The following is a 25,266-nucleotide window of genomic DNA, read 5'->3' on the forward strand; positions in this document are numbered from 1 at the left end:
ATTATGATGGTTTACTCATCATAACGTATCTCTTTCTTTTTATAAATTTGATGTTCAGTTGATTTTGTTTCATAAAATTTGCAGACATCTGTAAACTGAAGTGTTTCTCGATGCCCCAACCCTAAAATACCACCTGTACTTAGACTATCAAAGAAGATTTTTTGCACTTTATTTTGTAAACCTATATTAAAGTAAATCAATACATTTCGACAGAGAATCATATGAAATTCATTAAATGATTGATCTGTCACTAGATTATGTTGCATAAAACTAATTGATTTTACTAAATCTTCTTGTAGATAAGCATATTCTTCATCTGTCGTATAATATTGTGAAAAGGATTGCTTTCCACCAGACAATTGATAGTTTTTCGTATAGTTTTTCATCTTACTTAAAGGAATTTTACCTTCTTTTGCAATCTTTAATACTTCTTCATTCATATCTGTCGCATAAATTTTAGATTTCTCTAGGAGTCCTGCTTCTTTTAATAAAATAGCCATCGAAAAAGCTTCTTCTCCTGTGGAACAACCTGCATGCCAAATTCGAATCTCAGATAATTCTTTAAATATTGGTAGAATTTCTTCACGAATATATTTAAAAAATAAAGGATTGCGGAACATTTCTGTCACATTAATTGAAAAGTCCTGTAATAATTGATGAAGCATTTCTTCGTTCGTAAAAACTTCATTTTGTAAAATCGAAACGGAATCCATTTGATTCATTTTCATTCGATGATGAATTCTTCTCATAATAGATGGTCGACTATAATCTCTGAAATCATAGCCTGTTAATTGATGAATGGCTTGGAGCAACAATTCTACTTCAATTGTTTCGCGTTCATGAATCACTTGACCTTCACCTCTTTAGTCAGCCAGACACGTAGGATACTTAGTAACTGTTCCATATTAAGAGGCTTACTAATATAATCAGATGCACCTACCTTCATACACTGATCGCGGTCAATTTCCATTGCTTTTGCTGTTATAGCTATAATTGGTAAGTCTAAGTTCATTTGTTCTCGTATGATTTGAATTACTTCATATCCATTCATCCTTGGCATCATAATATCCATTAATACGGCATCATAATCAGTATTGTATTGTAATTTTTGTAAGCATTCTAATCCACTTTCTCCTGATGTAACAATCGCCCCTTTACTTTCTAAAAGTGTTCGCATGGAATATATGTTACGTCGGTCATCATCAATCATTAAGATTTTTTTACCTTGAAAGATATTCACTTTTTCTTCGGGTTGAACTGCCAAGCTCCCTTGCATAGCCTCTATATTCTCTTGGCATTGCCTCATATTAGGTAAATACAGTGTGAACGTACTTCCAATACCTTCTTCAGATTCTACTTGAATAAATCCACCTAATAATTTAGCGTATTCTTTTGAAATAGCCAACCCTAAACCTGTACCACCATATTTACGTACTGTTGCACCGTCTACTTGGTGGAACGATTCAAAAATAATACTATGTTTTTCTTTCGGAATACCAATGCCTGTATCCTCAACAGCAATCTCAAGCCAATCGTCGCTTACTTTCTGCATTTCTTCTGTAATTAACGCCGCGCTTTGAATACGAACTTCTACTTTCCCTTGTTCTGTAAACTTAAAAGCATTAGATAAAAAGTTTTTCAATATTTGACGCAATCTTAATTCATCTGTAAAGAATAGTTTTGGTATTTCTCCTAAGATTTCAATATGATAAGTTAAATCTTTTTGTTTAGCAAAATGCGCAAAATTTGCTTTTAAAATTGTTGGTAACTCACTAATATTTACATCGGAAAACTCAATATTCACTTTACCCGTTTCAATTTTAGATAAATCTAAAATATCATTAATAAGCTCTAATAAGTCCTGTCCTGAAGAATGAATGACTTTCGCAAACTCTTTTTCTTCATCTGATAAATGACTATTTTCTTGGTCTGTCAGCATTTCTGATAACAATAAGATACTATTAAGTGGCGTTCTTAACTCATGTGACATATTCGCTAAAAATTCCGATTTATATTTTGCACCCTGAGCAATTTCCCTCGCCTGTGTCTCGATATCTCGATTTGCAAGTGCTAACTCACGCGTTCTTGCTTCCGCTTCTTTTGTACGAATTGCTAAACTATCATTCATTGTCGATAATTCATTCGTCTGTGCTTGTAACTCCTCAGACTGTGTTTGCAATTCTTCAGATTGTGTTTGCAATTCTTCAGATTGAACCTGCAATTCCTCTGTTAAGCGATTAGAATCTGATAATAGCGACTCAATATGCATCATGTGTTTTACACTATCAATCGATATTCCGAGTGTTTCATTTACTTTATTTAATAGTTGAATATGCTTTTCTTCAAAAGTATCAAGCGTTGCAAACTCTAAAATTGCAATTACTTGACGGTTAAAATAGACAGGCATTAATAATAGCGTCCTAGGTGCTGTATCTATTAAACTAGTCGAAATGATATGTGTATTTTCTGGACTTACAGCCATTTTATACATATACCCATCTTTTGCTACTTGGCCGATTAATCCTTCACCTAATTTAAATGAGTCTCTCCCAATATCCAAATTATTCTCAGCAAAAGCACCTTTTTTTACATACAATATATCGTTATCCTGTTCTTCACGCAAATAAAAAACGCTATGTACTGCATGAATAACTTGCGATATTTCAGATAAGATAACATCGGCTAATGTATGGATATCATTGACTCCTTGATATGCATAAATAATATGATTCACATTATTTTGAACCCATTCTTTTTCTTCAAGTTGATCTAATAATTGATTTGTTTCAATCGTTAAATCCCTTACTTCATCTCGCGATATAATATCAATACGTTCTTTTAAATCGCCACCTTTTTGGCGAATATTTTGAATCGTTTTTTTTACATTTTGAATCGCTTGAATAATATTTTTTGAAACATAATTTGAAACAAATAGACCGACTAACATAATTGATAAAATCGCAATAAATAATACCCACATTAATTGAATACTTGTTTGTTCTAAATTTTTTGTCTCGTCATTTAGTAGTGCATTTTGCTCCTGACGTAAACGATTAATCGTTCGATTAATACTCGGTACTTCATTGTTTTCTATTTTTTGTTGTAAAAAAGCTGTCGCTGCGGGTTCGCCTTTTTCTTCTCTTATTTTGAGAGATGGTTCAACTACGAGTTTTGTCCATTTGTTTACTCTCTTTTCCAAATCTAAAGTGAGCATTTTTTCGTTTGATTGGTCTTGTACAGCATCTTGTAGGTTTGCTAAATCATTAAACACATTCATGCGTTGCTCTGCGTATTCACTTAGGTATTCTTTTTTACCTGTTAAGATATAGCTATTCTGCTTTTTTTCAATTTGAATAATCGATTGTTCTACTGTGTTAATCATTTGATGCACTTCTAAATTGCGATTCGTGACATCACTTCTTTTACCGTTTAAAACAGTGACTTTCTCTAAAATGAGAATAGATGATAGTAAAACACAAACGATAATCACGATATAACCTAAAGTTACTTTTAAGCGGATACTGCTTTTTCGTTTAGCCACCTCTCACTTCCTCCTCCACTTTTAATGATTTTTTATTATAGCAAATTAATAATAAAAAGATTTCTTTATTATCATATAATCCACTGCTATTTTATTTATTATCTACATTACCTAAGACAACGAACAATAAGTCTTTCTTATATTTTATAATACATTTATTTATATTTTATTAGACCATAAAACCTGTTTATCGTAATAAAAAAATTACGCACAGATTATGCACGTAATTTAAGCATTTCATTATTTATATAAATTAATTCGTTTACTAATTAAATAAATGGTAATTCCGCCTACTGTCATTGATAATAACTCACCAATTCCAACAAACAACCATGTTTCCCAGAATGGTAAATCTGCTAATACATATAATTGCAATGCTACAGTAAACATAGAGGCAGCGAAAATAAGTGCCGTAATAACCATTTTTAATTTCATATTTTGCATATTTCGCGTTGCATAGCGACAAATCATTAACACAACAAATGTCGCAACTCCACCAATCGGTACATCTAAGAACCAAGTGGGTGAGGCAAAATTAGCGATGATTACACCTACTGTGACACCTATGACATAACGTTTATGATACAGCGCTAAATAATTTAGCATCTCCGATAAACGTAATTGGATGGCACCAAAACTAATGACAGCTAAAAAAACGGTTACGACCACATATAATGAGGCAACCAGTGCTGTTTTCGACAGCTCAGAAATACTTGTTGAGCTTTTTGTAATCGACGTATTATTCATTTTTCTTCTCCTTTGTGGTACTACTATTTAAGTAGTCCAGTAATAACTACGACCAAAGGAAGCGAGTTTTCACCCGATCTGAAGTGCCGTAGTGTAAGCATTTTGCTTACCGAATTATTATAACAAATTCTTATTTGGCTATCCAGCCCCCATCAATTGGAATAACTGCGCCGTGAATATAATCGGCGTCATCGCTTGCAAGATAACTTGTTAGACTCGCTACTTCTTCTGGCTTTGCCCATCTTCCAGCTGGTGTCTGTTCTGCTACCCATTTTGCCATTTCACCATCTCCCTCAAAATCAGCTGCATTCATCGGTGTATGAATAGCTCCTGGTGCAATCGCATTCACGCGAATTCCTTCTCTGCAATAATCTTGGTCTACTTGTTTCGTGTAACCGACAATCGCATGTTTTGAAGCAGTATAAGCTGCTCCTCCTCCGCCAGCTACAAGCCCTGCAATGGAAGCCATATTGATGATGGCACCTTTTTTCTGCTCTAACATAATCGGCAATACTTCATTCGTTACAAAATACGTTCCTTTGACATTCGTATTCATAATTCGATCCCAAAGCTCCTCATCTGTATCTAAGGTTTTCGCATAACCATCTAATACACCTGCAGTATTTAGTAAAATATGAATCGTATGAAATGTTTCGAGCGCATGTTTCACAGATTGTTTCACATGAAACTTATTCGATACATCGCCTACGCTATAGGCAAACTGTTTTGGAAATAAGCTTTTCATCTGTTTCATCTGTGTATCTTCTAAGTCAAAACCATATACATAAGCGCCTTTTTCTAAAAATAAAGCTACTTGTGCAGCTCCGATTCCTGAATTTGCACCTGTTACAAAAACTACTTTTTGATTAAAATTCATCTATATTCCTCCATATGAAAAGAAGCTGGCTCTAAAATTAGAGCGCAGCTTATTGTTATTCTACAATTGACCAATCTTCGGCTAAAATGTCACACACTGTCGGTTGGAACATCGTGTAACCTTCGCCTTCTACATTAATTAAAAAATATGGATTTAAGTTTTCTCCATCGAATTGAGAAGCCTCTACTAATTTTACATATAGTTCTGGACCGCTCCAACCGTCACGAATTACTTTTTCGCCATTTTTCAGTTTTGGTAATACTTCTTCGAATGTCATACATACACTTCCTTTTCTAACATAGCTTCATTTTATCATAATTGATTTGCATGAACTGCCTGATTGCGCCCATTATTTTTAACATAGTATAGCGCATCATCTGCTCTTTTAAACAGTGTTGTAATCGTGTCCTCTTCTGTACGTGTTGATACACCTAAACTAATTGTAATATGGTCTACAACTTCAAATTCTTGGTTTCCTACTTCACGATTTAAAAACTGTGCAATTTCTAGTGCTTCATCTGCATCAATTAAAGGTAATAATAACGCAAACTCTTCTCCACCATAGCGCGTTACAATCCCTTTATCACCTAATGTATTACTTAAGCACTTCGATAACTTTGTTAAGACAACATCACCTGTTAAATGTCCATACGTGTCGTTTACCTTTTTAAAGTGATCAATATCTACCATAATCACAGATAATAGCACCTTCTCTTGCATAATCTCTTCCATACGTTCATTTAGATAACGTCGATTATAAGCACCTGTTAAAGCATCCACATGAGATATTTGTGACAACTCCAAATTCATCTGTTCTAATTTTGCTTTTTGCTCTTCAATTTGCTGGTTAATTTTTTCTAATGCTTCTACTGCAATTTGATTTTGTTTTAATGCATCTTGTAGAGCATACTGTACATTTCTCAATTCTTTTTCATGATCGACTCGACGATTAATTCGCATAAACACGCAATCAATAATAGGTGTTTTTTCTTCGAATTTTTTAGCATTTAATACATATGAATCACTTGTACCTTCAGCTGTTTTTAATGTCAGCAGCATCTCTTCAACATGCCCTTGAATTGAGATTTTTGGATAAAAATAAGAATAGAACATCATCATACTTACTTTCGATAATACTTTTTCAATGGATTGATGAAGTAGTTGTTGCTTATCCATCTTCAACCATTTCGCCATTGTCTCATTTAGATTTAAAATTTCACCATCTAAACTTAGCTGCATATAACCGCATGGAGAATGTTCAAAACGATTCATCATATTGCCAAGTCACTCTCAATGAAGTCTGCAATAATCGCAGCTGTTTCTGAAGCATGACTAATATGTGGATAATGACCTTTTGCATTCATAACAACTAATTGGCTATTCGGAATTGACTGATGTAAATAATCACCTACATATTTTGGAACGATACTATCTTCTGCGCATTGTAAAATTAACGTATTCGTTTGCAATTGTGGTAATTGTTCGCGATAATCTGAAAAGAATGTGACTTCCGCAAACTCACGTGCGATTTTAGGATTTGTTGAAACAAAAACCTTTTCAAGATCTTCTGTCATCTGAGGTGCAGCTTCTTCTCCCATTCCAACAGGCGCCATATAACTCGCCCATCCTGAAAAGTTCATCTCCATCATCTCTAACAGTTCATGGACATCACTTTCTTCAAAACCACCATTAAAATCTTCTTTATTCAAATAACATGGCGAAGGTCCAATCATGATCATTTTCTCAAATAGTTCTGGTCGCTCGATTGCTACAAGCATACCAATCATCGAACTGATCGAATGCCCTAAAAAGATGACTTTTTCTAAATTCATCTCATCCATAATGTCGATAATATCTTGTTTATAACCATGTAATGTACTATATTTTTCCTTATGATAGGCCTGTAAATCAGAACCTCCCGCACCTACATAATCAAATAAAACTAAGCGATATTTTTCTGCAAATGCAGGTGTGATATATTGCCACATGCTTTGTTCACAACCAAAACCATGTGCACAAATGATTGTCTGGTCGCCATTTCCAACCACGTTGACATTATTACGCTGTAAAATATCCATCTTCATCCACCTCTTTATCTATCTTATTTTCTTTTTAAAACGATAAGACTATTCTTTCTATCTTATCATGAATTTCCAAAAATGAAATAAACGAGTATGTTCTAGAACATAAAGAAAAGCGAAGGTTAGCCCCTCGCTTTGTGCATTATTTAAAATTATATGCTGTTACAATCGGTTCTCGCTGTTGTAATGTATCTTGTACATATTCATACAAACAGATTCCTAAGAATGAGCCGGATACATTATAAACTTGTGTGAATCCGCTGTTTTGAAGTGCCATCACAGCATTATAACTACGTTGTGCCGAACGACAATGAACATAGATTGGTCGGTCTTTTGGAATTTCATTCATACGTTCACGTAGTTCACTTAAAGGAACATTTAATGCTCCCTTAATCTGTCCATTTTCAAACTCATTTTTTTCACGTACATCTAAAAAGAAAGCACCTTGTTCATATAAATCACGTACTTCCGATACATGAATCTGTTTAAAACGTCCATACAATACATTCGTTGCGACAAGAGCTGCCATATTCACAACATCTTTTGCTGTACTATACATTGGTGAATAAGATAGTTCCAAATCTTTTAAATCCTCAATCGTACCGCCCATTGTAATCATCGTAGCGATTACGTCAATTCTTTTATCTGCATTCCCTTTACCAATCGCTTGTGCACCTAAAATTTTGCCTGTTGGCACTTCATAAACTAATTTAAAATGAAGTGGATTACTTGAAGGCATTAATCCCACTTTATCTAGTGCAATCACGTAAACAGAGTCCACTTCGATACCAGCCATTTTAGCTGTGCGTTCATTAATACCTGTCGCTGCACAGTTGTAATCAAAAACTTGAATACTCGATGAACCAATTACACCACGTTGGCGGTTTGTAATACCATACATATGGTCTGCGGCTGCACGTGCTTGTTTTTGTGCTGGACCAGCTAAAGCAAGACGTGTTGGACGATGTAGAATTTGATCGTACACTTCAATTGCATCGCCTACAGCATAAATCGAAGGATCATTCGTTTGATAATTCGTATTTACTTTAATACCACCTGTTACACCTAAATCTAACCCAGCTTGTATCGCTAAATCAGTTTCAGGTTTCGCACCTGCTGCAACTACAACTACTTCTGCTGCAATCTTTTTACCGTTTGCAAGTAACACATGCGCTGTTTCAATTTTTTCAATCGCTGCACGCAATTCCAAATTCACGCCATGATCGAGCAATTCTTTTTGCATAATTTGCACCATATCTTCATCATATGGATCCATAATTTGTGCACCACGCTGAATTAATGTCACTGATTTTTTCGCTTCACGTAAATTTTCAGCCACTTCAACACCAATAAAGCCACCGCCAATAACCGCAATATCCTGTACATTATTCATCTGAATATAAGTTTGTAATCTCTCAATATCTGCTACATTTCGAATCGTAAATACATGCGAAGAATGGATTCCTTCAATAGGAGGTAACGTCGGTTTTGCACCCGGTGATAATAGTAAAATATCATATGCTTCTTCATAGACTTCACCTGTAACAACATGTTTCACTTCAATTGTTTTGCGGTCCCTATGAATCGCAATCACTTCTTGATTCACACGTGCATCTAAATTATATTGTTTTTTAAATTTTTCAGGACTCATCATAATTAATTTTTTACTTGTTGGAACAATTCCACTTAAGTAAAATGGTAAAGAACAGTTTGAAAAAGAGACATGCGGGCCTTTTTCAAACATGATTACCTCTGCTTGTTCGTCTAATCTACGAATACGAGCAGCTGTAGAAGCTCCGCCTGCTACGCCACCAACAACTAATACCTTCATTGAATATATCCTCCTCATTTGTTTATACCTATATCATATACCCCTATAGGTAATTAAACAAGGAATATCACTACTTTTCGATTAGTTCTTTTCTCATTTCTTCCAATTCAGCAATTTGCTCTTTTGTTAGTTCAATTAATTCTTTTGTGCCTTCGTCAATTTCACCAGGTGCTTCTAGAACAGATAACATATCCTTTGCATCCTCTAACATTAACTCAATATTTTCTAATGACAATTTCGCCATTGTAAACGCCTCTTTTCGTTCAGATTATTTTCATACTATAGCGTATTTATCGGTAGATATGAAGCAATTCAGCTCGTATTAAATGACAATTTATCGAATAAATCAAATTTATGACAAACTACCATTTTATAAATTTTCTGACCACTTTAAATATATTAATTCTGGCACTTTTAAACAGTCAGTGTGTTTGCTAATGTAAGAGTACAAATTGAACCAAAGGGGTGGTTACTATGCAAAAAACATTATCGAATACAAACGCTCGTCCGCGCTCTCATACATATGACTTAATTATTACAGCGATGTGTATTGCACTTGTTTTTGTTGCAACATTATTTTTAAACATTCGTTTACCAATCTCAATTAATGGTGGACTCGTCCACTTAGGTACAGCGATGTTATTCATTACAACGCTATTATTCGGACCGAAAAAAGGGATGATTATTGGCGCTGTAGGAATGGGACTATTCGATTTATTCTCAGGTTGGACATTATGGGCTCCGTTCACATTCGTAACACGTGGATTACAAGCCTATATTGTTGGCTCTATTGCTTTCTATGCTGGCCGTAATGGTCGTAGTATCCCATTCAACATTTTCGGTATTCTAGCTTCTGTACCTGTTATGTTAGCAGGTTACTATTTATGTGAAGGTATTCTATTCGGTAACTGGATTGCACCAGCTACATCGATTCCAGGTAACTTATTACAAAATGGTATTGGCTTACTTGTAGCGATTCCAGTAGTAGCTGTACTTAAAAAAATGCCGATGTTCCGATCATAATGAAAAACAGGCTTCGCTCAATATGCGTCGCCTGTTTTTTTATGCGTCTTTTTTCAATTGTTCAATCACATAGCGTAATATACGTGCTGTTAAGCCCCATACCGTATGCCCCTCATACTCATAAAACCATTCTTCCATATCGCGAGAACGCCATTTATAATCTCGTCCACGCGCAATTTTATCATATGGAAAATCATCTTTTGGCTGAAGTTTGACCGGAACATAATGACGATAGGCTTCATGACTTAATAGCCAATCTACTGGTATCGTAAAAGTTGAACCTACCTCATCTGGATTCAATCTATAATGTGACTCATCCGGAATTACTGCAACAACAGGATAGACGACAAAAGAAGGCGACATGATAAGAGGACTTAGCTCTTGTAAGATTTGAATATCTTCTCTTCGAACACCCAACTCTTCTTCAGTTTCTCGAATCGCGGCATCCTTTATAGAAGCATCTGTATCATCAATTTTTCCACCTGGGAAACTAATATCTCCCGGCTGCTTACGCATTGTGACAGAACGCACTTCAAATAATATATGCCACCCATCTTCTTTTTGAATCAACGGAATAATAACAGCAGAACGGAAGGCTTGTTCTTCACCAATAAAAAGCGGCTGTGGTTTACGCAATTGCTGTCGAATACGTTCTAATTCCATTTCACTTCTCTCCTATACGTTTATTCTCTCTCTCTATAATACAGCGTATGAAAGTGAAACGAAATCTTTTTATAGATGTGTTAAATCTTCTTCTAATCGGTGATCCACACGTACGCAATCCACTGCAATAACAATCGCCACAAGAATTAACTCTTTCGATTCATCTTCAATTTCAATGAAATATCGACGACGTCCTTTTACAAAATGTTCTTTGACGCGTCCAATATGCTCTCCTTCACATAGCACTTCAAATTGCATATCCATCCAGTTTCCTTGTACTTCGATATTGGCGCCCTCAATTGTGTAATGCGCCTTTAAAAAAGAGCGTTCTTTTTTAATTGTGAGTACATCTTGTCCTTCTACTTCTACAAAAAAGCGTGGTAATAAACTAAATGTTTTTTTCGTGATTTTAGCTACTTGTTGTCCATCTCGGTCAAGAACTTTGAATTCTCTTGGTAGATGTAAAAATCCACCCTCAATTGTATAAGCTACTTCATCTTGTTCATCTCGAATAAAAAATTCCTTAATCGCATATGTGTTACCACCCATGTGTAAAGTTTTCATAATTTCATCCACACCTTTTCATTATTTAATTAGGTATGACTCTCTTACCCCTTTAAATAACGAAATAACGATATCACATCATTTTGTAATTTGAACTATACAGATGTAGATGCTGCTGCTGCACGATCATCTGCTTTTACGCAATCAATTGCTACAACAATCGCTACAAGTATAATCTCCATCGCCTCATCTAAAACTTCAATCTCATAACTATCGCCCCAACTAAACCACTTTTGTCTAACCGAACCGATACATGTTCGATTTTGATAGACTTCGAAATTCATATCCCACCAATTTCCATTCACTTCAATTCCGTGACCCTCAATACTATATTTCGCTTTAAAAAATGAAAATTCCTTTTTGATGGTTAGTACTTCTTGTCCTTCTACTTCTACGAAAAAACGTGGTAAAAAACTAAATACTTTCTTAGTTACAAGCGCTACCTCTTGTTGCTGCTGATTTGTAATAGAGAATTTTTTAGGAATACGTAAAAAACTACCTTCTACACGATACACATCTTCTTCAGCTTCATTTTTCACCGTAAATTTACTGTTTAAGCTAAGTACTTTTTGCTTCATATACAACTTTTTCATATTCTCACTCCTATTTTAATAAAGAATCAATTATATGTTGGACAGATGCGCCTTCTTCAAATGAAACGTAGTTTGAACCTTTACCCTGAAAGTAGAGAGAAACCTCATCTAAAAAAGAAATGTTAGATTTTTGTAATGTTAGTCGTTGTTCTGGTTGGTTAGGTGTACTAACCCATAATTCTGCCCAATTTCGAATGGTCATTGTCTTTTTCGTACCATGAATACGATAGATTATTTGCTCTTGTTCTGCGACACCATGCGCTCCTTGTAAAACAAACGGAATATTTCCCGGAAGTTGTGCAAGTGCACAAACACTCTGTTCACAAAGCTCTGGATTCTGTGGATAATTTGTTTGATGAGATTGAAGTGATCCTTCACCAAAAAGTCGTTCTGTCATCTGAAGATAGTGTGGAAAAATTTCACGAATAAAACCACCCTGTTCACGCGTGCGAATCCAATTATTTTCTTGCCATGGGCGTGGCCACTGTGGAAAATAAGTTGATAACTCAACCTGAATAACATCACCGAGTTCCTGTTGCTGTATTGCTTTTTCTACATATAAAAATTCTTCCCCATATATCATTGGAAAATGCATAGCTGTTTTAACACCATATTCTTTTGCAATTTCCACCATTCTTTTTCCTTCTTCTTCATTGTGAGCAAGCGGTTTTTCACAAATAACATGTAATCCTCTTTTTGCACAACCTTCTGTCAAAAACATATGGCTAATAGGTGGTGTGCCAATATAAGCGAATTCAGCCTCTATTTCTAATAGTTCTTCTAATGAAGAAGTTGTTTGAACGTTATAACGCGCCGACATTTCTTGTAACCGCTCTGTATTCACGTCGTACATTGCTACAATCTCTACACTGGTGGAGTTAGCTGCTTGTTGAAGTATTCTCTCTCCAACAACACCTGCTCCAATTAAAATCCCCTTCATCCTCATCATCCTCTCTTTGTGGATATCTTTTCAACTAGTATAAGTTATACACATGTGGATATCTTTTCAAAAAAAATCATCCTTTATTGTATTGTGGACAACTTAGGATGATTTTTCAAATCTTTATTTTACTTTTACTGGTTCTGGGTAATCAAAGCCTTTTGTATCAACTTCGACTTTTTTCATCTTTTGATCTTTATTCGGCTTATCCGAGCCATCACGTTCAACTTTTACAATTTGGTCTACAACGTCCATTCCCGATGTCACTTTACCAAATGCCGCATAGTCACCATCTAGACTTGGTGTATCTGCCACCATGATGAAGAACTGTGAACCTGCCGAATCATTGTTTTGACTGCGTGCCATTGATACAACACCACGTGTATGTTTTAAATCATTGTCAAAACCATTTTTAGAGAACTCTCCTTTGATTTCATAGCCAGGACCTCCTGTACCATTCCCATCTGGGTCTCCACCTTGAATCATGAAATCAGGAATGACACGATGGAAGATTGTTCCGTCATATGTGCCTTTTTTGATTAATGAAATAAAGTTCGCAACTGTATTCGGTGCTTTTTTTGGATATAACTCCATTTGAATCTTTTGATTATCTTCCATTGTGATGGTCACAATCGGATTCTCTTTTACTTCTGATGCATAATTTGTTTCAGGCTCTTCTTTTGATTCTTTTTTATCTGAACTACATGCTGCTAACATTGCGATGAGTGCCATCACCATAAATAATAGTAGTCCATACTTACTCTTTTTCATGTATAAATCCTCCCTCTCTTCTTACCAAAAATATACCATACTTTTAAATAGAACCAAAAAGACAGAATGAGATAAACTATCTTACTTTCCCTTTAAAGTTCGCAACGAAAAATCGGAACCGTGCCACAGCCCAATTCCGATTTTTCTTATACTTATATAAGGTGGTTATGTTCCAACCTTTATTCTAATTTAAAATCTCAATCATTTTGCGATACCCTTGTTCTTTTGCGTAATCTAACGCTGTCTTACCATAGCGGTCACGTAGATTTTGATTTACTCCTGCGTCCATAAGCTCTTGCACAATTTCTTGATATACTTTCGAGCCATCTGTTAAGGCAACTGCTTCAATCAATGCTGTGTAACCATAATCATTTTGATGGTCAATATCTACTTGTTCATCTGTTAATAGTAGACGAACATTATCTAAATGCCCTTTTTCAGCTGCTGGAATTAATGCATTTCCGCCAAAACGATTTCGTACTTGTTGATTTGGTTTTGTATGTTCCATCATATAACGTAAAATCTCTGTTTTCCCTTGTGCACCTGCATATAAATAGGCGCTATCTTGAATCGCATCTTGCTGATTAATATCTGCACCCGCGTCAATTAATAATTTTGCGATTTCTATATCATTTTCATGTGTAGCAATGAGTAATGGCGTTTCCTTTTTATCATTTGTTTCGTTTATAGTTGCATTGCTACGTGCCAAAATCTCTTTTACTTTTTGTACATCTTTTTCTTCTACAGCTTGTAGAAGTTCCCCTTTTTGTACTTGCTGTTCTTCTTTTGGTTGTAAGTCTTTCTCTACTGCTTCTTCTGTTACCTCTGTCTTTGTCTGTTTTTCCACATTGTCATCCCCTTTTGATGTGCATCCAGCCAGTAATAATATGGTAACTGCTGTTAAACCTATTATATTCTTCAACATCTATTCACTCCATTTATATCTATTATGTTTCTCTTTTATATCGTACTTTACGATGCCAAGACAATTTAAATGAATTAAATAAATTCACCTTTTCCTTATTTTATGTCCTAATTATGCTATGCTAATGAAGTTATTTTGAGAAAAAGGAGCCTGTCTATGACACAACAAGAAAACAAAACACCCTATGGTCTACTCATTTTCTCTTTAAGCCTACTTACATTCGTATTAGGTACAAGCGAATTTGTGATTGTCGGAATTTTAACTGATATTTCTTCTAGTCTTCATATTTCAAATGCACAAGCAGGTACACTCGTTTCTGCATTTGCCTTTACTTTTGCCATTACTACACCAATCGTTATGGCACTTACAAGTCACTTTAAAAAACGTCCTTGGATGCTACTGTTAATTTTAGCTTTCGTTCTATTTAATACATTATCCATTTTTGCAACAAGCTATTTGGTCCTACTCGTACTTCGTATGCTAACAGCCATCGTTACAGGTGTGTTAATCTCGTTAGCGATGGTCGTAGCCAATGAGTCGGTTCCTGAACATAAGCGTGGCATGGCCATCTCATTCGTATTCGGTGGTTTTACATTAGCGAATGTCATCGGTGTTCCCATCGGTACACTACTTGCTGGACACTTTTCTTGGCACGCAACATTCATCTTAACCGCTTCACTTGGTTTAGTTGCGTTCATCTTTGCACAGCGTTTATTACCGCATAAACTCAGTCAAGAGAAAGGTTCCATTCGTGACCAATTCGCACTACTTGGTAACAGTCGAATACTAATGGCATTCTTCATTCCAGCTCTTGGCTTTGGCGCTACCTATGCCGTATTCACGTATCTTGTACCGATTTTAAAAACATTAGATATTCAAAATGAGTCCATCAGTCTCGTATTATTTGGTTATGGTGTCATTTCAATCTTTAGTAATATTCTTGCTGGAAAGATTGCTAGTCATCGTCCAATCGCCAGACTGCGTATCGTCTTCTTTATTCAAGCACTTGTATTAATCGCAATCTACTGGACAACTGCTTCGCTACCACTCGCTTTAGTTAATATTGGCTTGATGTCACTCATGTCGATTCTCTTAACGACTTCAACTCAGTTATATTTAATTGATTTAGCGAAAATTTATCAGCCGAGCGCAACAGGTCTTGCGGCTTCCCTCATGCCTGTCGCAAGTAATGTAGGGATTGCGATGGGTTCTGCTATTGGTGGATTTGTCTATCACGCAAGCTCGCTAACGTTTATTCCATTTGTAGGTGGTGTTCTTGCGATTCTAGCGTGTATTTTAACGAGTATTAGTTACCGATTGGATCAGAAGACAAAATAAAAAAGCGAAGTCACTCAATTTTGAATGGCTTCGCTTTTCTTTGATTAAATTGCTCTTGTTTCGTGTTTTAACCAAGCTTGTTCTTCTTCATTTAAATATGGAGAAAGTTTTGCATATACTTCTTCATGATACGCATTTAACCATTGTTTTTCAGCTTGTGTTAGTAATTCTACTTCGATTGCGTCTACATCAATTGGGCAATATGTGATGGTATCAAATGCCATGAATTGACCAAACTCCGTTTTTTCTGCTTCTACTACAACTAACATGTTTTCTGTACGAATACCATGCTTTCCTTCTAAATAGATTCCTGGTTCATTCGTAATAATCATGCCTTTTTCTAATACAACGTGATTGCTGTTACGAATACTTTGTGGTCCTTCATGTACATTTAAGAAGAAACCAACACCATGTCCTGTACCGCACTTATAATCAATGCCTTCAGCCCAGATTGGTTGGCGTGCTAATACATCTAAATTGCCACCTGTTGAGCCATGCAAGAATTTCACTTTACTTAGTGCGATAAAACCTTGTAATACGAGTGTGAAATGATGTTTTTCTTCATCTGTTAGAGCGCCTAACGCAATTGTACGTGTAATATCCGTTGTACCATCATAATATTGACCACCTGAATCGACTAAGAATAACCCTTGTGCTTCTAATGTCTTTTGAGTCGCTTCCTCTGCTTTATAATGCATCATCGCTGCATTCTCTTTGTATGCTGCAATTGTATCAAAACTTGGCTCTACAAAGTCAGCCTGTTCACGACGGAAGTCTTCTAATTTTTGTTCTGCTGCGATTTCTGTAATGTTCCCAGATGCCACTTCTTCTTTTAACCATTTAATAAAACGAACCATCGCTACGCCATCACGTAATTCACATGCTTTGAAGTTTTCAATCTCCACATCATTTTTAATCGCTTTTAATGTTGTTGTTACATCTGTTTTCGCAATGCGTTTAACAGCTGTTGGAATGGCTTCATCTAAAGCATAATTGATGCGTTGGTCATCATATAACATGACTGCATCTGTTGGTAACTTTTCAAGTGTTGCTGTAGTTTCTTCATACTCTTTAACCTCAATACCATCTGCTTCTAAAACTTCTTTCACATCTTGTCGTAATTTTTTAGAATCAATGAAGATGGTGCAATTTGTATCGGTAATCAACACATTTGCTGTCACTACAGGATTATTCGGAACATCTGTACCACGAATATTTAATAACCATGCAATATCATCTAAAGAAGCAACAAGATAATGTGTTGCCTGATGTTTTTTCATCTCAACACGTACTTCTGCTAGTTTTTCTGTACGTGATTTCCCTGCATACTTCACGTCATGAATATAAGCAGGTGCATCTGAAACAGCTGGACGATCGTGCCATAGCTGACCAATTAAATCGTCTTTTGCATGAATTTTCATCTGTTTAGCAGCTGTATCCTTTTTCATACGCTCTACTAATTGTGTTGAAAATACGCGACCGTCAAAACCAATTGTCGCCTGTTCTTTTAAAACATCCGCTAACCATTCTGTATAAAAAGGTACTTCAGGATCTGCCATACGGAATAAGCGAATGCCTGAACCTGCTAATTGTTTTTCTGCTTGAATATAGTAACGTCCATCTGTCCATAGCCCTGCGTCATCTAATGTAATTACGACCGTACCAGCTGAACCTGTAAAACCTGAAATCCATTCACGACTCTTCCAATAATCTGCTACATACTCTCCTTGGTGTGCATCAAAACTTGGAATAATATACGCATCCAATTGATGTTCTTTCATTAATTCTCTCAGTTGTGCTACGCGTTCTTTAATCATTTTCATTTGTCCCCCTATCAAAATTACTTACTTCTCTATTTTGAACAAAAAAAGTTATTTTGTGAACCGAAGAGTGTTGAATATTTTAAAAAATCGAACATTATTTGATTTGTTATGTCATTTTCATTTAGGGTATAAGTAAATAACGCTATATTCGAGGAGGATTTTTATGAAAATCATTGTATTCGGTGCTACTGGAGGCGTTGGACGTCATGTAGTCAATCAAGCACTTCAAGCAGGTTATGAAGTGACTGCTTTTGTACGTGACTTAACAAAATTACAAATCGAAAATGACCATCTTCATGTCGTACGCGGTGACGCGACAAATGCAGAAGAAGTATCTGCTGCAATTGCAGGTCATGATGCCGTTGTTTCTTGTCTCGGCTCAAATAAGATGGTCGCGAAGTCTACACAATTAGAAGAAATGACCCAACACATTGTAGCTGGTATGGAAGCACATCACGTGAAGCGAATTGTCTATACCGCTTCTGCTGGAATCAATAATGAACTACCGGGTGTAGGTGGCAAAATGGTGATGAAAATGCTTCAAAATGTTTTAACTGACCATCGCCACGCTGTTGATTTGATTCAAGCACATAAAGACTTACAATATACGATCGTTCGTCCACTTGGTTTGACGAATGATGACTATACAGGAGAATATCGTGAAGCAAAAGAAGGTGTGCCAGAGAATGCACGTAATATACCACGTGCTGATGTCGCACACTTTATTTTAAAAGCTTTAGGTGACAACACATATATCGGCGAATCTGTAGGAATTGCACAATAATAAACCATAAAAAAAGTCCGAAATTGCACTTATAATGCGACTTCGGACTTTTTTATTATTGTGCTTCTAAATATTGAATAACTTCTTTTGCAACTGCTGCACCTGAAGAAGGATTCTGACCGCTTACGACACGTTCATCTGCTACTGCAAATGATGCCCAGTCATCTGATTTCACATACTGGCCGCCACGTTCTTTTAACGCGTCTTCTGTTAAGAATGGTACAACTTCTGTTAATCCTACAGCTTGTTCCTCTGTATTCGTAAATCCAGTTACTTTTTTATCTTTAATTAAATAGTCACCTGTTGCAGTTTGAATATTTAATAAGCCGACTGAACCATGACATACAGCCGCTACTACGCCGCCTTTTTCATAGATGACACTCGCTAATTTTTGAAGGTGTGCATCTTCTGGGAAATCCCACATTACGCCATGACCACCTGTGTAATAAATTGCATCATACTCGCTTGCATCTACTTCACTCGCAGCCATTGTTGTTCCTAAACGATTTAAAAATGTAGGGTTCGTATAGTAAGACCAATCTAGTTCAGACATTTGATCTGCTTGAAGACTATGTGGATCAAGTGGTGTATAACCACCTTTAGGGCTTACGTAATCCACTTCATAGCCTGCTTTTGTTACTTCTTCTACAAAGTGAACTGCTTCTGCTAACCATAATCCTGTAGCACGCGCTTGGTTTGGATATTTTGATACATTTGTTACGACAACTAAGATTTTTTTCATTATACATACTCCTTTTTTCTTGATATGATTCATGGTACAAGTTAAACCATACTTTAAGTCAAGGCGGACGATTCATGTACTCTATTAGACAAGCTTCAGAATTAGCACAAGTGCCTGCAAGCACAATTCGCTACTACGAAAAAATTCAACTACTCCCTTTTGTTCAACGTGATACAAAGGGTAATCGAATATTCACAGAGAAAGAAATCGAATTACTCAACTTAATTCGCTGTTTTCGAACGCTCGGTATGTCCATTCAGACAATCCAGCAGCAAATTCAAACATTTGAATCACAACATGCAGAATTAAATGTGCAAGCAATTTTGCAACAACATAAACAAACATTAGTTGAGCAAATTGACATTCTTCAAACTTATATTCAAGAAATTGATACAAAAATTGAATAAATGAGTATCTATGAGCCTGAGACATAAGGGTAAAAAACACATCCCATATGAGCATAAGAAAAACTGGAATTGCGCTGTGGCGCGGTTCCAATTTTTCGTTGCGAACTCTAAAAAAGGGAGATGACATGTTTTGTCCCGGGCTCTTTATAAATTTCTCATATGACTTTCAATTTGTAACAACCTCTTTTGTTGTTTTCCCTCTTTTTTCTCCATAGAACCAAATTCAAAAAACTTTATCTTTTTAATACCGACAAATTGAAATAGTGCACGCTTCATCAAAATTTTATGTGCATTATGCAGCCAAATGAATGGATAATGTGTTGGTCCTTTCATTGTTGAAATACAAATAACTGATTTTCCTTTTAATAACCCCTCTGCAAATAATCCCTTTGTATCTCGATATGCAAAGTTTGCAGAAAATAATTTATCAATATATCCTAATAATATTGCGGGTGGTCTTCCCCACCAAATTGGATAAATAAAAATCAGTTGATTCGCCCATTTAATTTGCTCCCTGTATTTCTCTAAATCTGGGTCTTTATATAAATCTCTTCTTCGTTTTTCTTTATGGAAATCTAATACTGGATTAAAATTTTCAGCATATAAATCGAGCACTTGTACTTCATGTTTTTGAGAATGATCATGCAGCCCTTTTAATGTGTGTTGTAAAAATGACGCATTTAAACTTTCGTGATTCGGATATGTGTACACAATTAAAATATTCATTCTACACCTCTTTTAGTTATCATTTGATAACTAAATATAACTTGTAAAGTAATTAGTTGTCAAATGATAATTGTTTTTAGATAAGTTATTTGATATGTTTTTTTAAAGGAGTGTCTCTTATGAACGAAAAAACCTTATTTGAAAAAGTTATTTCCTTTACATCTGCTGTACATTTAACCACACAACAACTCACAAAGGATGTAAAAAATGAACATCTAACAGCTGTTCAATATGCTATTTTAGAGTACATTACAGTGAGCCAACCGGTAACACCAAGTGAAATTAGCGAATGTCTCCATATTTCTCTACCGAATACAAGTCGTGAATTACGAAAATTATTAGAACAAAAATGGATTATAAAAGAAACAGATGCTGTGGATCGTCGAAAACAAGTGATTTCATTATCTACTGAAGGTACAAAAATGATGTCTGCTTCTTTCCAAAAGATCGAGCATAAATTTCAAAAAAGAATCGCGCATTTAACTGCTACCGAAAAGTTTGAACTTGAAAAAGCACTTAATTTACTACAACAAAAATTATTTTATGACTAAAAAAACAGCCCTTTCTTGAACCAAAGGGCTGTTTTTTTATATCTATTATGTGTGCAATGTTTTACTAATTTTAATGGCAACGGTTGTCCCTTCATTGATTGTAGAATCAATCGTCACACCGTACGTTTCTCCGTAGTACAATTTAATACGCTCATCTACATTTTGAATACCGACACCGCCTAGTTTTGTTTGTTTTTTCTCTTGTATTTCATCTAGAGTCGATGTGTCGAATCCTTCTCCATTATCCTCTACATAAAAGGTTAAATCTTCTCCTTCATCTTTTACATAGATTCGAATCTCACCTGTATGCGAAAGACCTCGGATACCATGATACAACGCATTTTCAACAATTGGCTGTAATAAAATCTTTGGCATTTGAATAGAAGCAAGTGACGGTTCACACTCAATTGTGTAATTAAGTTGATCACCATAACGCTCTTTTTGAATGAATAAATATTGTCTGACATGATCCAATTCATTTTCAACAGTCGTTAGTTCTGCACCGCCACTCAATGATAGGCGGAAGAACTGCGCTAGCGCTTTTGTCATATCAATCACTTTTTCGCTATCATTGAACTCTGCCATCCAGACAATCGTATCGAGCGTATTGTATAAGAAGTGTGGATTGATCTGACTGTGTAATGTACGAATTTCCGAATGACGTAATGCTTTTTCCTTTTCAGTCACTTCTTCCATCAGCGTTTTAATCTCAACAACCATCTCATTAAAATGACGTGTTAAACTTTGCGCTTCGTAACATCCACGTTCATCTACAGGGATTTCAACCAATCCTTGTTCAATGTCTTGCATCGCCTGCTCTAACTTTTTGAAAGGCTTTGTAATGCGCCCTGTAAAAATAACAATACTCACAATCGCGAGCACTAAAAAGATGAGACCGACAGCTAACACAATCTTCATTAGCTTGTCTTTAATCGCCACTAACTCATCTTGTGAAGATACGCCCACGAGCTTCCAGTCCGCATTTTCAAGTGGGAAAGAATACGTGAATGTCCCTTCTTTTTCATCGAATGTTTTCGGGTTATCCGCAATTTGCTGTAAATATTTTTGCTTCACAGGATTTTGAAAATAACTTGGATTTTGATGATATACCACTTCATTATTGGCATTTAAAATAAATGAAAATCCTTCGTTACCTAAGTTTAAGTTTTTAAGGTAATCTTCAATGACTTTATATTGAATATCAATCAAGAGAACTCCAATATTCTTACCTTCTGCATCTTTAATCTCACGACTTAATGAAATCACCCAATTGTCTTTATCCATTGAAAAGTCTTGCATGCGTGCAGATGTTAAAACAGGTTGGTCACCATTTTCGATTGCCGACATATACCACGATTCCTTCATCATATTACTCGACATACTCATATTGAGCCCTTTTTCATTCGATAAGATTTCACCATTTTTACTGACAATGACAACCGACTCAATTGCTTGGTCTGTAGACATCGTTGTGCGAATTGTGGATAGTAAATCTTGTTTTGTCGTTTGATTGCGTTCTTCTGTTGCTAAATAATCAACGAGTTGTGGATTCTCTGCTAGAACACGTGACATGGCTTTTAAACGGTCTAAATACAAATCAATATACATACCACTCTGTTCAATTGCAGTCTCTGTTGTCGTAGTTTCTTCTTTTTGAACAATGGACGTCATACTGTAATACAAAATAATTCCCATACAAGCAAGTGTTAAAATACTTGCGATGACGTAATGCAAGGACATCTGTACACGTAATTTTTTTAAAACTGGAAAACGCGCTTTTTTCATTCTTTCACCTTATCTCGAAATTGATTCGGGGACATCTTGTACTTCTTTTTAAAAGAACTACTTAGATAATTTGGATCATCAAATCCAACTGCCGATGCAATTTCATATACTTTCATATTCGTACTAAGCAAGAGAATTTTTGCTCGTTCCAAACGTGTTGTCAGCATATACTCTTGAAAAGTTTGACCGTATAATCGTTTAAATAAATTGCTTAAATAGGACGTACTGAGTGATAATTGTTTTGCTAAATACGTTAGTGAAAAATCAACATCATTCATGTGGTCATCAATCTCTTTTTGAATCTTCTCTTGGTACCCTGTGTCATCTACTGTATCTACTTTTTTCGTTAAATCTTCTACGATTTTTGTCACAGCGAGGTGCTTATCATCTTGTTGACGTTTTGCGATGAGTTTTTGCAATGTTTGTTGAATATCTGTTTTAGATACAGGCTTTAATACATAATCATCTACACCTGCTTTTAAAGCTGTCAACGCATAATCGAAGTAGTCATACCCTGTAATCAACGCAATTTTTGTATCAGGTTTTATCTCTTTGACCGCAATTGAAAAATCAAGACCATTCATCTTTGGCATATTAATATCAGCTAAAATTAAATCGGGTTCATGCTCTTTAAAAAGCGCCAGTGCTGCTTCGCCATTGGAAGCTTCATATACTTCTGAAATCGAGAGTGCATCAAAATCAACGAATGAGCGAATGCCACGAATAATAATCGCTTCGTCATCTACTAATAATAATCTATACATAACACGTATCACTCCTTTTCTATGTAATAAGAAAGAGAAACCACGTGAAACGCGATTTCTCTTATTGTTTTAGCTTTTCTTATACTGTACTAAATCGACCTATTTTGCAAATTTCAATAGGTAGCCGTAACCTTCTTTTTTCATGTCTTCTTTTGGAATGAATTTGATTGCTGCACTATTAATACAGTAGCGTAGACCGCCTTTATCTTTTGGGCCGTCATCAAATACGTGACCTAAATGGCTATCGCCTGTACGACTTCTTACTTCTGTTCGAACCATATTGTATTTGTTATCTTCACGCTCTACAATAACCGCTGGATCGATTGGTTTTGTGAAGCTTGGCCATCCACACATTGAATCATATTTATCTTCTGATGCAAATAACGGTTCACCTGTTACCACATCTACATAAATACCTGGTTCATATGTGTCCCAATATTCATTTGAGAATGCGCGCTCTGTGTCGCTACCTTGTGTTACTTCATATTGTTCTTTTGTTAATTTCTTTTTGATTTCTTCTGCACTTGGTTTTGGATATTTCGCAGGGTCAATCAATGAAGGTACTTTTTGATCTTCAAGTGAATCGAATTCCACATGGCAGTAACCATTCGGATTTTTCTCTAAATAATCTTGATGATATTCTTCTGCTAAACCAAAGTTTTTAAGTGGTTCTACTTCCGTTACAATTTTATCATCATAACGTTTTTGTTCTTTTGCCATAACTTTATCAATAACTGCTTTATCTTTTTCATCTGTATAGTAAATACCCGTACGATATTGTGTACCGCGGTCATTACCTTGTTTATTTAAAGATGTTGGATCAATAATTTTAAAGTAATAAGAAAGTAGCTTTTCTAGATCTACACGTTCTGGATCATATAATACATGAACTGTTTCCGCATGACCTGTTTTACCACTAACGACTTCTTCATACGTTGGATTTTTTGTTGTACCATTCGCATAGCCTGACGTTACATCATAGACACCATACACACGTGCCATATAGGCTTCGACACCCCAGAAACAACCGCCAGCTAAATAGATTTCTTTTAAGTTCTTCTTATCGAATGTTAAATTCTCATTTGGATTTTCAGGGAACTTTGATTCTGCCCCATTACTGCCATTTGAACCACCACTTGTAATGCCAGCTGAACCACATGCCGCAAGTAGCAATACAGCGCCTAGTAAATAAAGCCATAAAAATTTCTTCATTTGCCTGACAACCTTTCTCTATTTAATTTCTTTAAATTTCTCGATAATTTGTTCGTTACTTGCATGTCCTGGTAATGTTTGAACAACTTTACCATCTGATGAGATATACGCTGATGTTGGGTAACCACGAACGCCATATTGGTCGGCAATTTTACCACCTTCATCAAGTAATACTGTAATATCTGGTGCTTCTTCTACACCACTAAACCATTTTTTAAAGTCGGCTGTGTTTTTTTCGTTTTTATAGCCAGGTGCTACAACCGTTAATACTTCAAAATCTTTTTTCGTATTTTGTAATGTATTTAACTCCTCAAGACCTGCTAAACAGATTGGACACCAAGAAGCCCAAAACTTCACATAGACCTTCTTACCTTCATAATCTTTTAAGCTATGTGTTTTGCCATTTACATCTGTCAATGTGAAATCAGGTGCTGCTTCACCTGCACTCGCAGTTGTAGTCGTTGTTTCATTTGATTTTGATTCTGTCTTCGTTTCGCCACCTGAGGAACAGGCAACTAGTAATAACATCAATACGGTTGCTAGTGTTAGAATTTTTATTCGTTTCATCTACTCGTTCT

Annotated in this window: 27 protein-coding genes; 5 read left to right on the plus strand and 22 right to left on the minus strand. The window is 35.7% G+C overall.

The genetic code is table 11. The features are described 5' to 3' along the window. Positions 1–11: 11 nt before the first annotated feature. The 9 genes from QN089_RS15245 to QN089_RS15285 all read right to left on the minus strand — a co-directional run bounded on the left by QN089_RS15245 (position 12) and on the right by QN089_RS15285 (position 9,321). Entirely contained in the window at positions 12–845 is an 834-nt protein-coding gene (locus QN089_RS15245; RefSeq protein WP_285216443.1) for a CheR family methyltransferase, read from the minus strand. Continuing rightward, positions 845–3,541, minus strand: a complete 2,697-nt coding sequence (locus tag QN089_RS15250) for an ATP-binding protein (RefSeq protein ID WP_285215639.1) — start codon at positions 3,539–3,541, stop codon at positions 845–847. Before QN089_RS15250 ends, QN089_RS15245 begins: the two co-directional genes overlap by 1 nt. Positions 3,542–3,781: 240 nt before the next feature. Beyond that, the gene (locus QN089_RS15255; protein WP_068457058.1) at positions 3,782–4,288 is read right to left on the minus strand and encodes a QueT transporter family protein; all 507 of its coding nucleotides are present in this window, start codon (positions 4,286–4,288) and stop codon (positions 3,782–3,784) included. Between the two features lie 130 nt (positions 4,289–4,418). After that, positions 4,419–5,165, minus strand: a complete 747-nt coding sequence (locus QN089_RS15260; RefSeq protein ID WP_285215640.1) for a 3-oxoacyl-ACP reductase — start codon at positions 5,163–5,165, stop codon at positions 4,419–4,421. 55 nt (positions 5,166–5,220) lie between these two features. Further along, positions 5,221–5,442 carry a DUF2829 domain-containing protein gene (locus QN089_RS15265; RefSeq protein WP_121176106.1) on the minus strand — a complete coding sequence of 74 codons (222 nt, stop codon included), beginning with the start codon at positions 5,440–5,442 and terminating at the stop codon, positions 5,221–5,223. Between the two features lie 35 nt (positions 5,443–5,477). After that, a complete protein-coding gene (locus QN089_RS15270) occupies positions 5,478–6,440 on the minus strand; it encodes a sensor domain-containing diguanylate cyclase (protein ID WP_068457051.1) in 963 nt (320 codons plus the stop codon). Next, positions 6,437–7,249, minus strand: coding sequence for an alpha/beta fold hydrolase (locus QN089_RS15275; protein ID WP_285215641.1), 813 nt, complete (start codon positions 7,247–7,249; stop codon positions 6,437–6,439). Before QN089_RS15275 ends, QN089_RS15270 begins: the two co-directional genes overlap by 4 nt. Positions 7,250–7,388: 139 nt before the next feature. Next, positions 7,389–9,077, minus strand: a complete 1,689-nt coding sequence (locus QN089_RS15280) for an FAD-dependent oxidoreductase (RefSeq protein WP_285215642.1) — start codon at positions 9,075–9,077, stop codon at positions 7,389–7,391. A gap of 70 nt (positions 9,078–9,147) precedes the next feature. After that, a complete protein-coding gene (locus QN089_RS15285) occupies positions 9,148–9,321 on the minus strand; it encodes a hypothetical protein (RefSeq protein ID WP_156422387.1) in 174 nt (57 codons plus the stop codon). 230 nt (positions 9,322–9,551) lie between these two features. Here QN089_RS15285 and QN089_RS15290 point away from each other — a divergent pair, with 230 nt between their 5' ends. Then, positions 9,552–10,100, plus strand: a complete 549-nt coding sequence (locus QN089_RS15290) for an ECF transporter S component (RefSeq protein WP_285215643.1) — start codon at positions 9,552–9,554, stop codon at positions 10,098–10,100. A gap of 39 nt (positions 10,101–10,139) precedes the next feature. Here the strand turns inward: QN089_RS15290 and QN089_RS15295 are convergent, their stop codons facing one another. The 6 genes from QN089_RS15295 to QN089_RS15320 all read right to left on the minus strand — a co-directional run bounded on the left by QN089_RS15295 (position 10,140) and on the right by QN089_RS15320 (position 14,556). Next, positions 10,140–10,763: an NUDIX hydrolase gene (locus QN089_RS15295; protein WP_285215644.1), complete on the minus strand. Its 624-nt coding sequence runs from the start codon at positions 10,761–10,763 to the stop codon at positions 10,140–10,142. Positions 10,764–10,832: 69 nt separating this feature from the next. Continuing rightward, a complete protein-coding gene (locus QN089_RS15300; RefSeq protein WP_087682014.1) occupies positions 10,833–11,327 on the minus strand; it encodes an LURP-one-related/scramblase family protein in 495 nt (164 codons plus the stop codon). A gap of 95 nt (positions 11,328–11,422) precedes the next feature. Beyond that, positions 11,423–11,920 (minus strand): LURP-one-related/scramblase family protein, encoded by a 498-nt coding sequence (locus QN089_RS15305; RefSeq protein ID WP_285215645.1) that lies wholly within the window; start codon positions 11,918–11,920, stop codon positions 11,423–11,425. 10 nt (positions 11,921–11,930) lie between these two features. Next, the gene (locus QN089_RS15310; protein WP_285215646.1) at positions 11,931–12,860 is read right to left on the minus strand and encodes a Gfo/Idh/MocA family protein; all 930 of its coding nucleotides are present in this window, start codon (positions 12,858–12,860) and stop codon (positions 11,931–11,933) included. 123 nt (positions 12,861–12,983) lie between these two features. Continuing rightward, a complete protein-coding gene (locus tag QN089_RS15315) occupies positions 12,984–13,631 on the minus strand; it encodes a peptidylprolyl isomerase (protein WP_068457026.1) in 648 nt (215 codons plus the stop codon). A gap of 184 nt (positions 13,632–13,815) precedes the next feature. Then, positions 13,816–14,556 (minus strand): ankyrin repeat domain-containing protein, encoded by a 741-nt coding sequence (locus QN089_RS15320; protein ID WP_082701498.1) that lies wholly within the window; start codon positions 14,554–14,556, stop codon positions 13,816–13,818. Positions 14,557–14,712: 156 nt separating this feature from the next. On the opposite strand from QN089_RS15320, the gene QN089_RS15325 reads away from it, so the two are divergent. Continuing rightward, on the plus strand, positions 14,713–15,894 hold the full coding sequence (locus tag QN089_RS15325) for an MFS transporter (RefSeq protein ID WP_285215647.1): 1,182 nt from the start codon (positions 14,713–14,715) through the stop codon (positions 15,892–15,894). 44 nt (positions 15,895–15,938) lie between these two features. On the opposite strand, the gene QN089_RS15330 is transcribed toward QN089_RS15325, so the two are convergent. Further along, positions 15,939–17,711 (minus strand): aminopeptidase P family protein, encoded by a 1,773-nt coding sequence (locus QN089_RS15330; protein ID WP_121176119.1) that lies wholly within the window; start codon positions 17,709–17,711, stop codon positions 15,939–15,941. A 169-nt stretch (positions 17,712–17,880) separates the two neighbouring features. Here QN089_RS15330 and QN089_RS15335 point away from each other — a divergent pair, with 169 nt between their 5' ends. Next, on the plus strand, positions 17,881–18,501 hold the full coding sequence (locus QN089_RS15335; protein WP_285215648.1) for an NAD(P)-dependent oxidoreductase: 621 nt from the start codon (positions 17,881–17,883) through the stop codon (positions 18,499–18,501). 55 nt (positions 18,502–18,556) lie between these two features. Here the strand turns inward: QN089_RS15335 and QN089_RS15340 are convergent, their stop codons facing one another. Beyond that, positions 18,557–19,243: a type 1 glutamine amidotransferase domain-containing protein gene (locus tag QN089_RS15340; RefSeq protein WP_087682025.1), complete on the minus strand. Its 687-nt coding sequence runs from the start codon at positions 19,241–19,243 to the stop codon at positions 18,557–18,559. A 74-nt stretch (positions 19,244–19,317) separates the two neighbouring features. Here QN089_RS15340 and QN089_RS15345 point away from each other — a divergent pair, with 74 nt between their 5' ends. Beyond that, the gene (locus QN089_RS15345; protein WP_068457009.1) at positions 19,318–19,650 is read left to right on the plus strand and encodes a MerR family transcriptional regulator; all 333 of its coding nucleotides are present in this window, start codon (positions 19,318–19,320) and stop codon (positions 19,648–19,650) included. A 144-nt stretch (positions 19,651–19,794) separates the two neighbouring features. Here QN089_RS15345 and QN089_RS15350 read toward each other — a convergent pair whose 3' ends face one another. Continuing rightward, positions 19,795–20,376, minus strand: coding sequence for an NAD(P)H-dependent oxidoreductase (locus QN089_RS15350; protein ID WP_285215649.1), 582 nt, complete (start codon positions 20,374–20,376; stop codon positions 19,795–19,797). Positions 20,377–20,495: 119 nt separating this feature from the next. Here QN089_RS15350 and QN089_RS15355 point away from each other — a divergent pair, with 119 nt between their 5' ends. Next, positions 20,496–20,927 (plus strand): MarR family winged helix-turn-helix transcriptional regulator, encoded by a 432-nt coding sequence (locus tag QN089_RS15355; protein ID WP_285215650.1) that lies wholly within the window; start codon positions 20,496–20,498, stop codon positions 20,925–20,927. 45 nt (positions 20,928–20,972) lie between these two features. On the opposite strand, the gene QN089_RS15360 is transcribed toward QN089_RS15355, so the two are convergent. The 4 genes from QN089_RS15360 to QN089_RS15375 form a co-directional block, all read right to left on the minus strand. Beyond that, a complete protein-coding gene (locus QN089_RS15360; protein WP_285215651.1) occupies positions 20,973–22,712 on the minus strand; it encodes a sensor histidine kinase in 1,740 nt (579 codons plus the stop codon). After that, a complete protein-coding gene (locus QN089_RS15365) occupies positions 22,709–23,476 on the minus strand; it encodes a response regulator transcription factor (protein ID WP_068456996.1) in 768 nt (255 codons plus the stop codon). Before QN089_RS15365 ends, QN089_RS15360 begins: the two co-directional genes overlap by 4 nt. A gap of 99 nt (positions 23,477–23,575) precedes the next feature. Next, positions 23,576–24,688, minus strand: coding sequence for a bifunctional peptide-methionine (S)-S-oxide reductase MsrA/peptide-methionine (R)-S-oxide reductase MsrB (gene msrAB, locus QN089_RS15370; RefSeq protein WP_068456992.1), 1,113 nt, complete (start codon positions 24,686–24,688; stop codon positions 23,576–23,578). Positions 24,689–24,706: 18 nt separating this feature from the next. Beyond that, entirely contained in the window at positions 24,707–25,255 is a 549-nt protein-coding gene (locus QN089_RS15375) for a TlpA family protein disulfide reductase (RefSeq protein ID WP_285215652.1), read from the minus strand. Positions 25,256–25,266 lie beyond the last annotated feature (11 nt).

Origin of the sequence: Kurthia sp. YJT4 (genome assembly GCF_030219945.1) — a bacterium.
In the GTDB taxonomy this organism is placed as follows: Bacteria; Bacillota; Bacilli; order Bacillales_A; family Planococcaceae; genus Kurthia; species Kurthia gibsonii.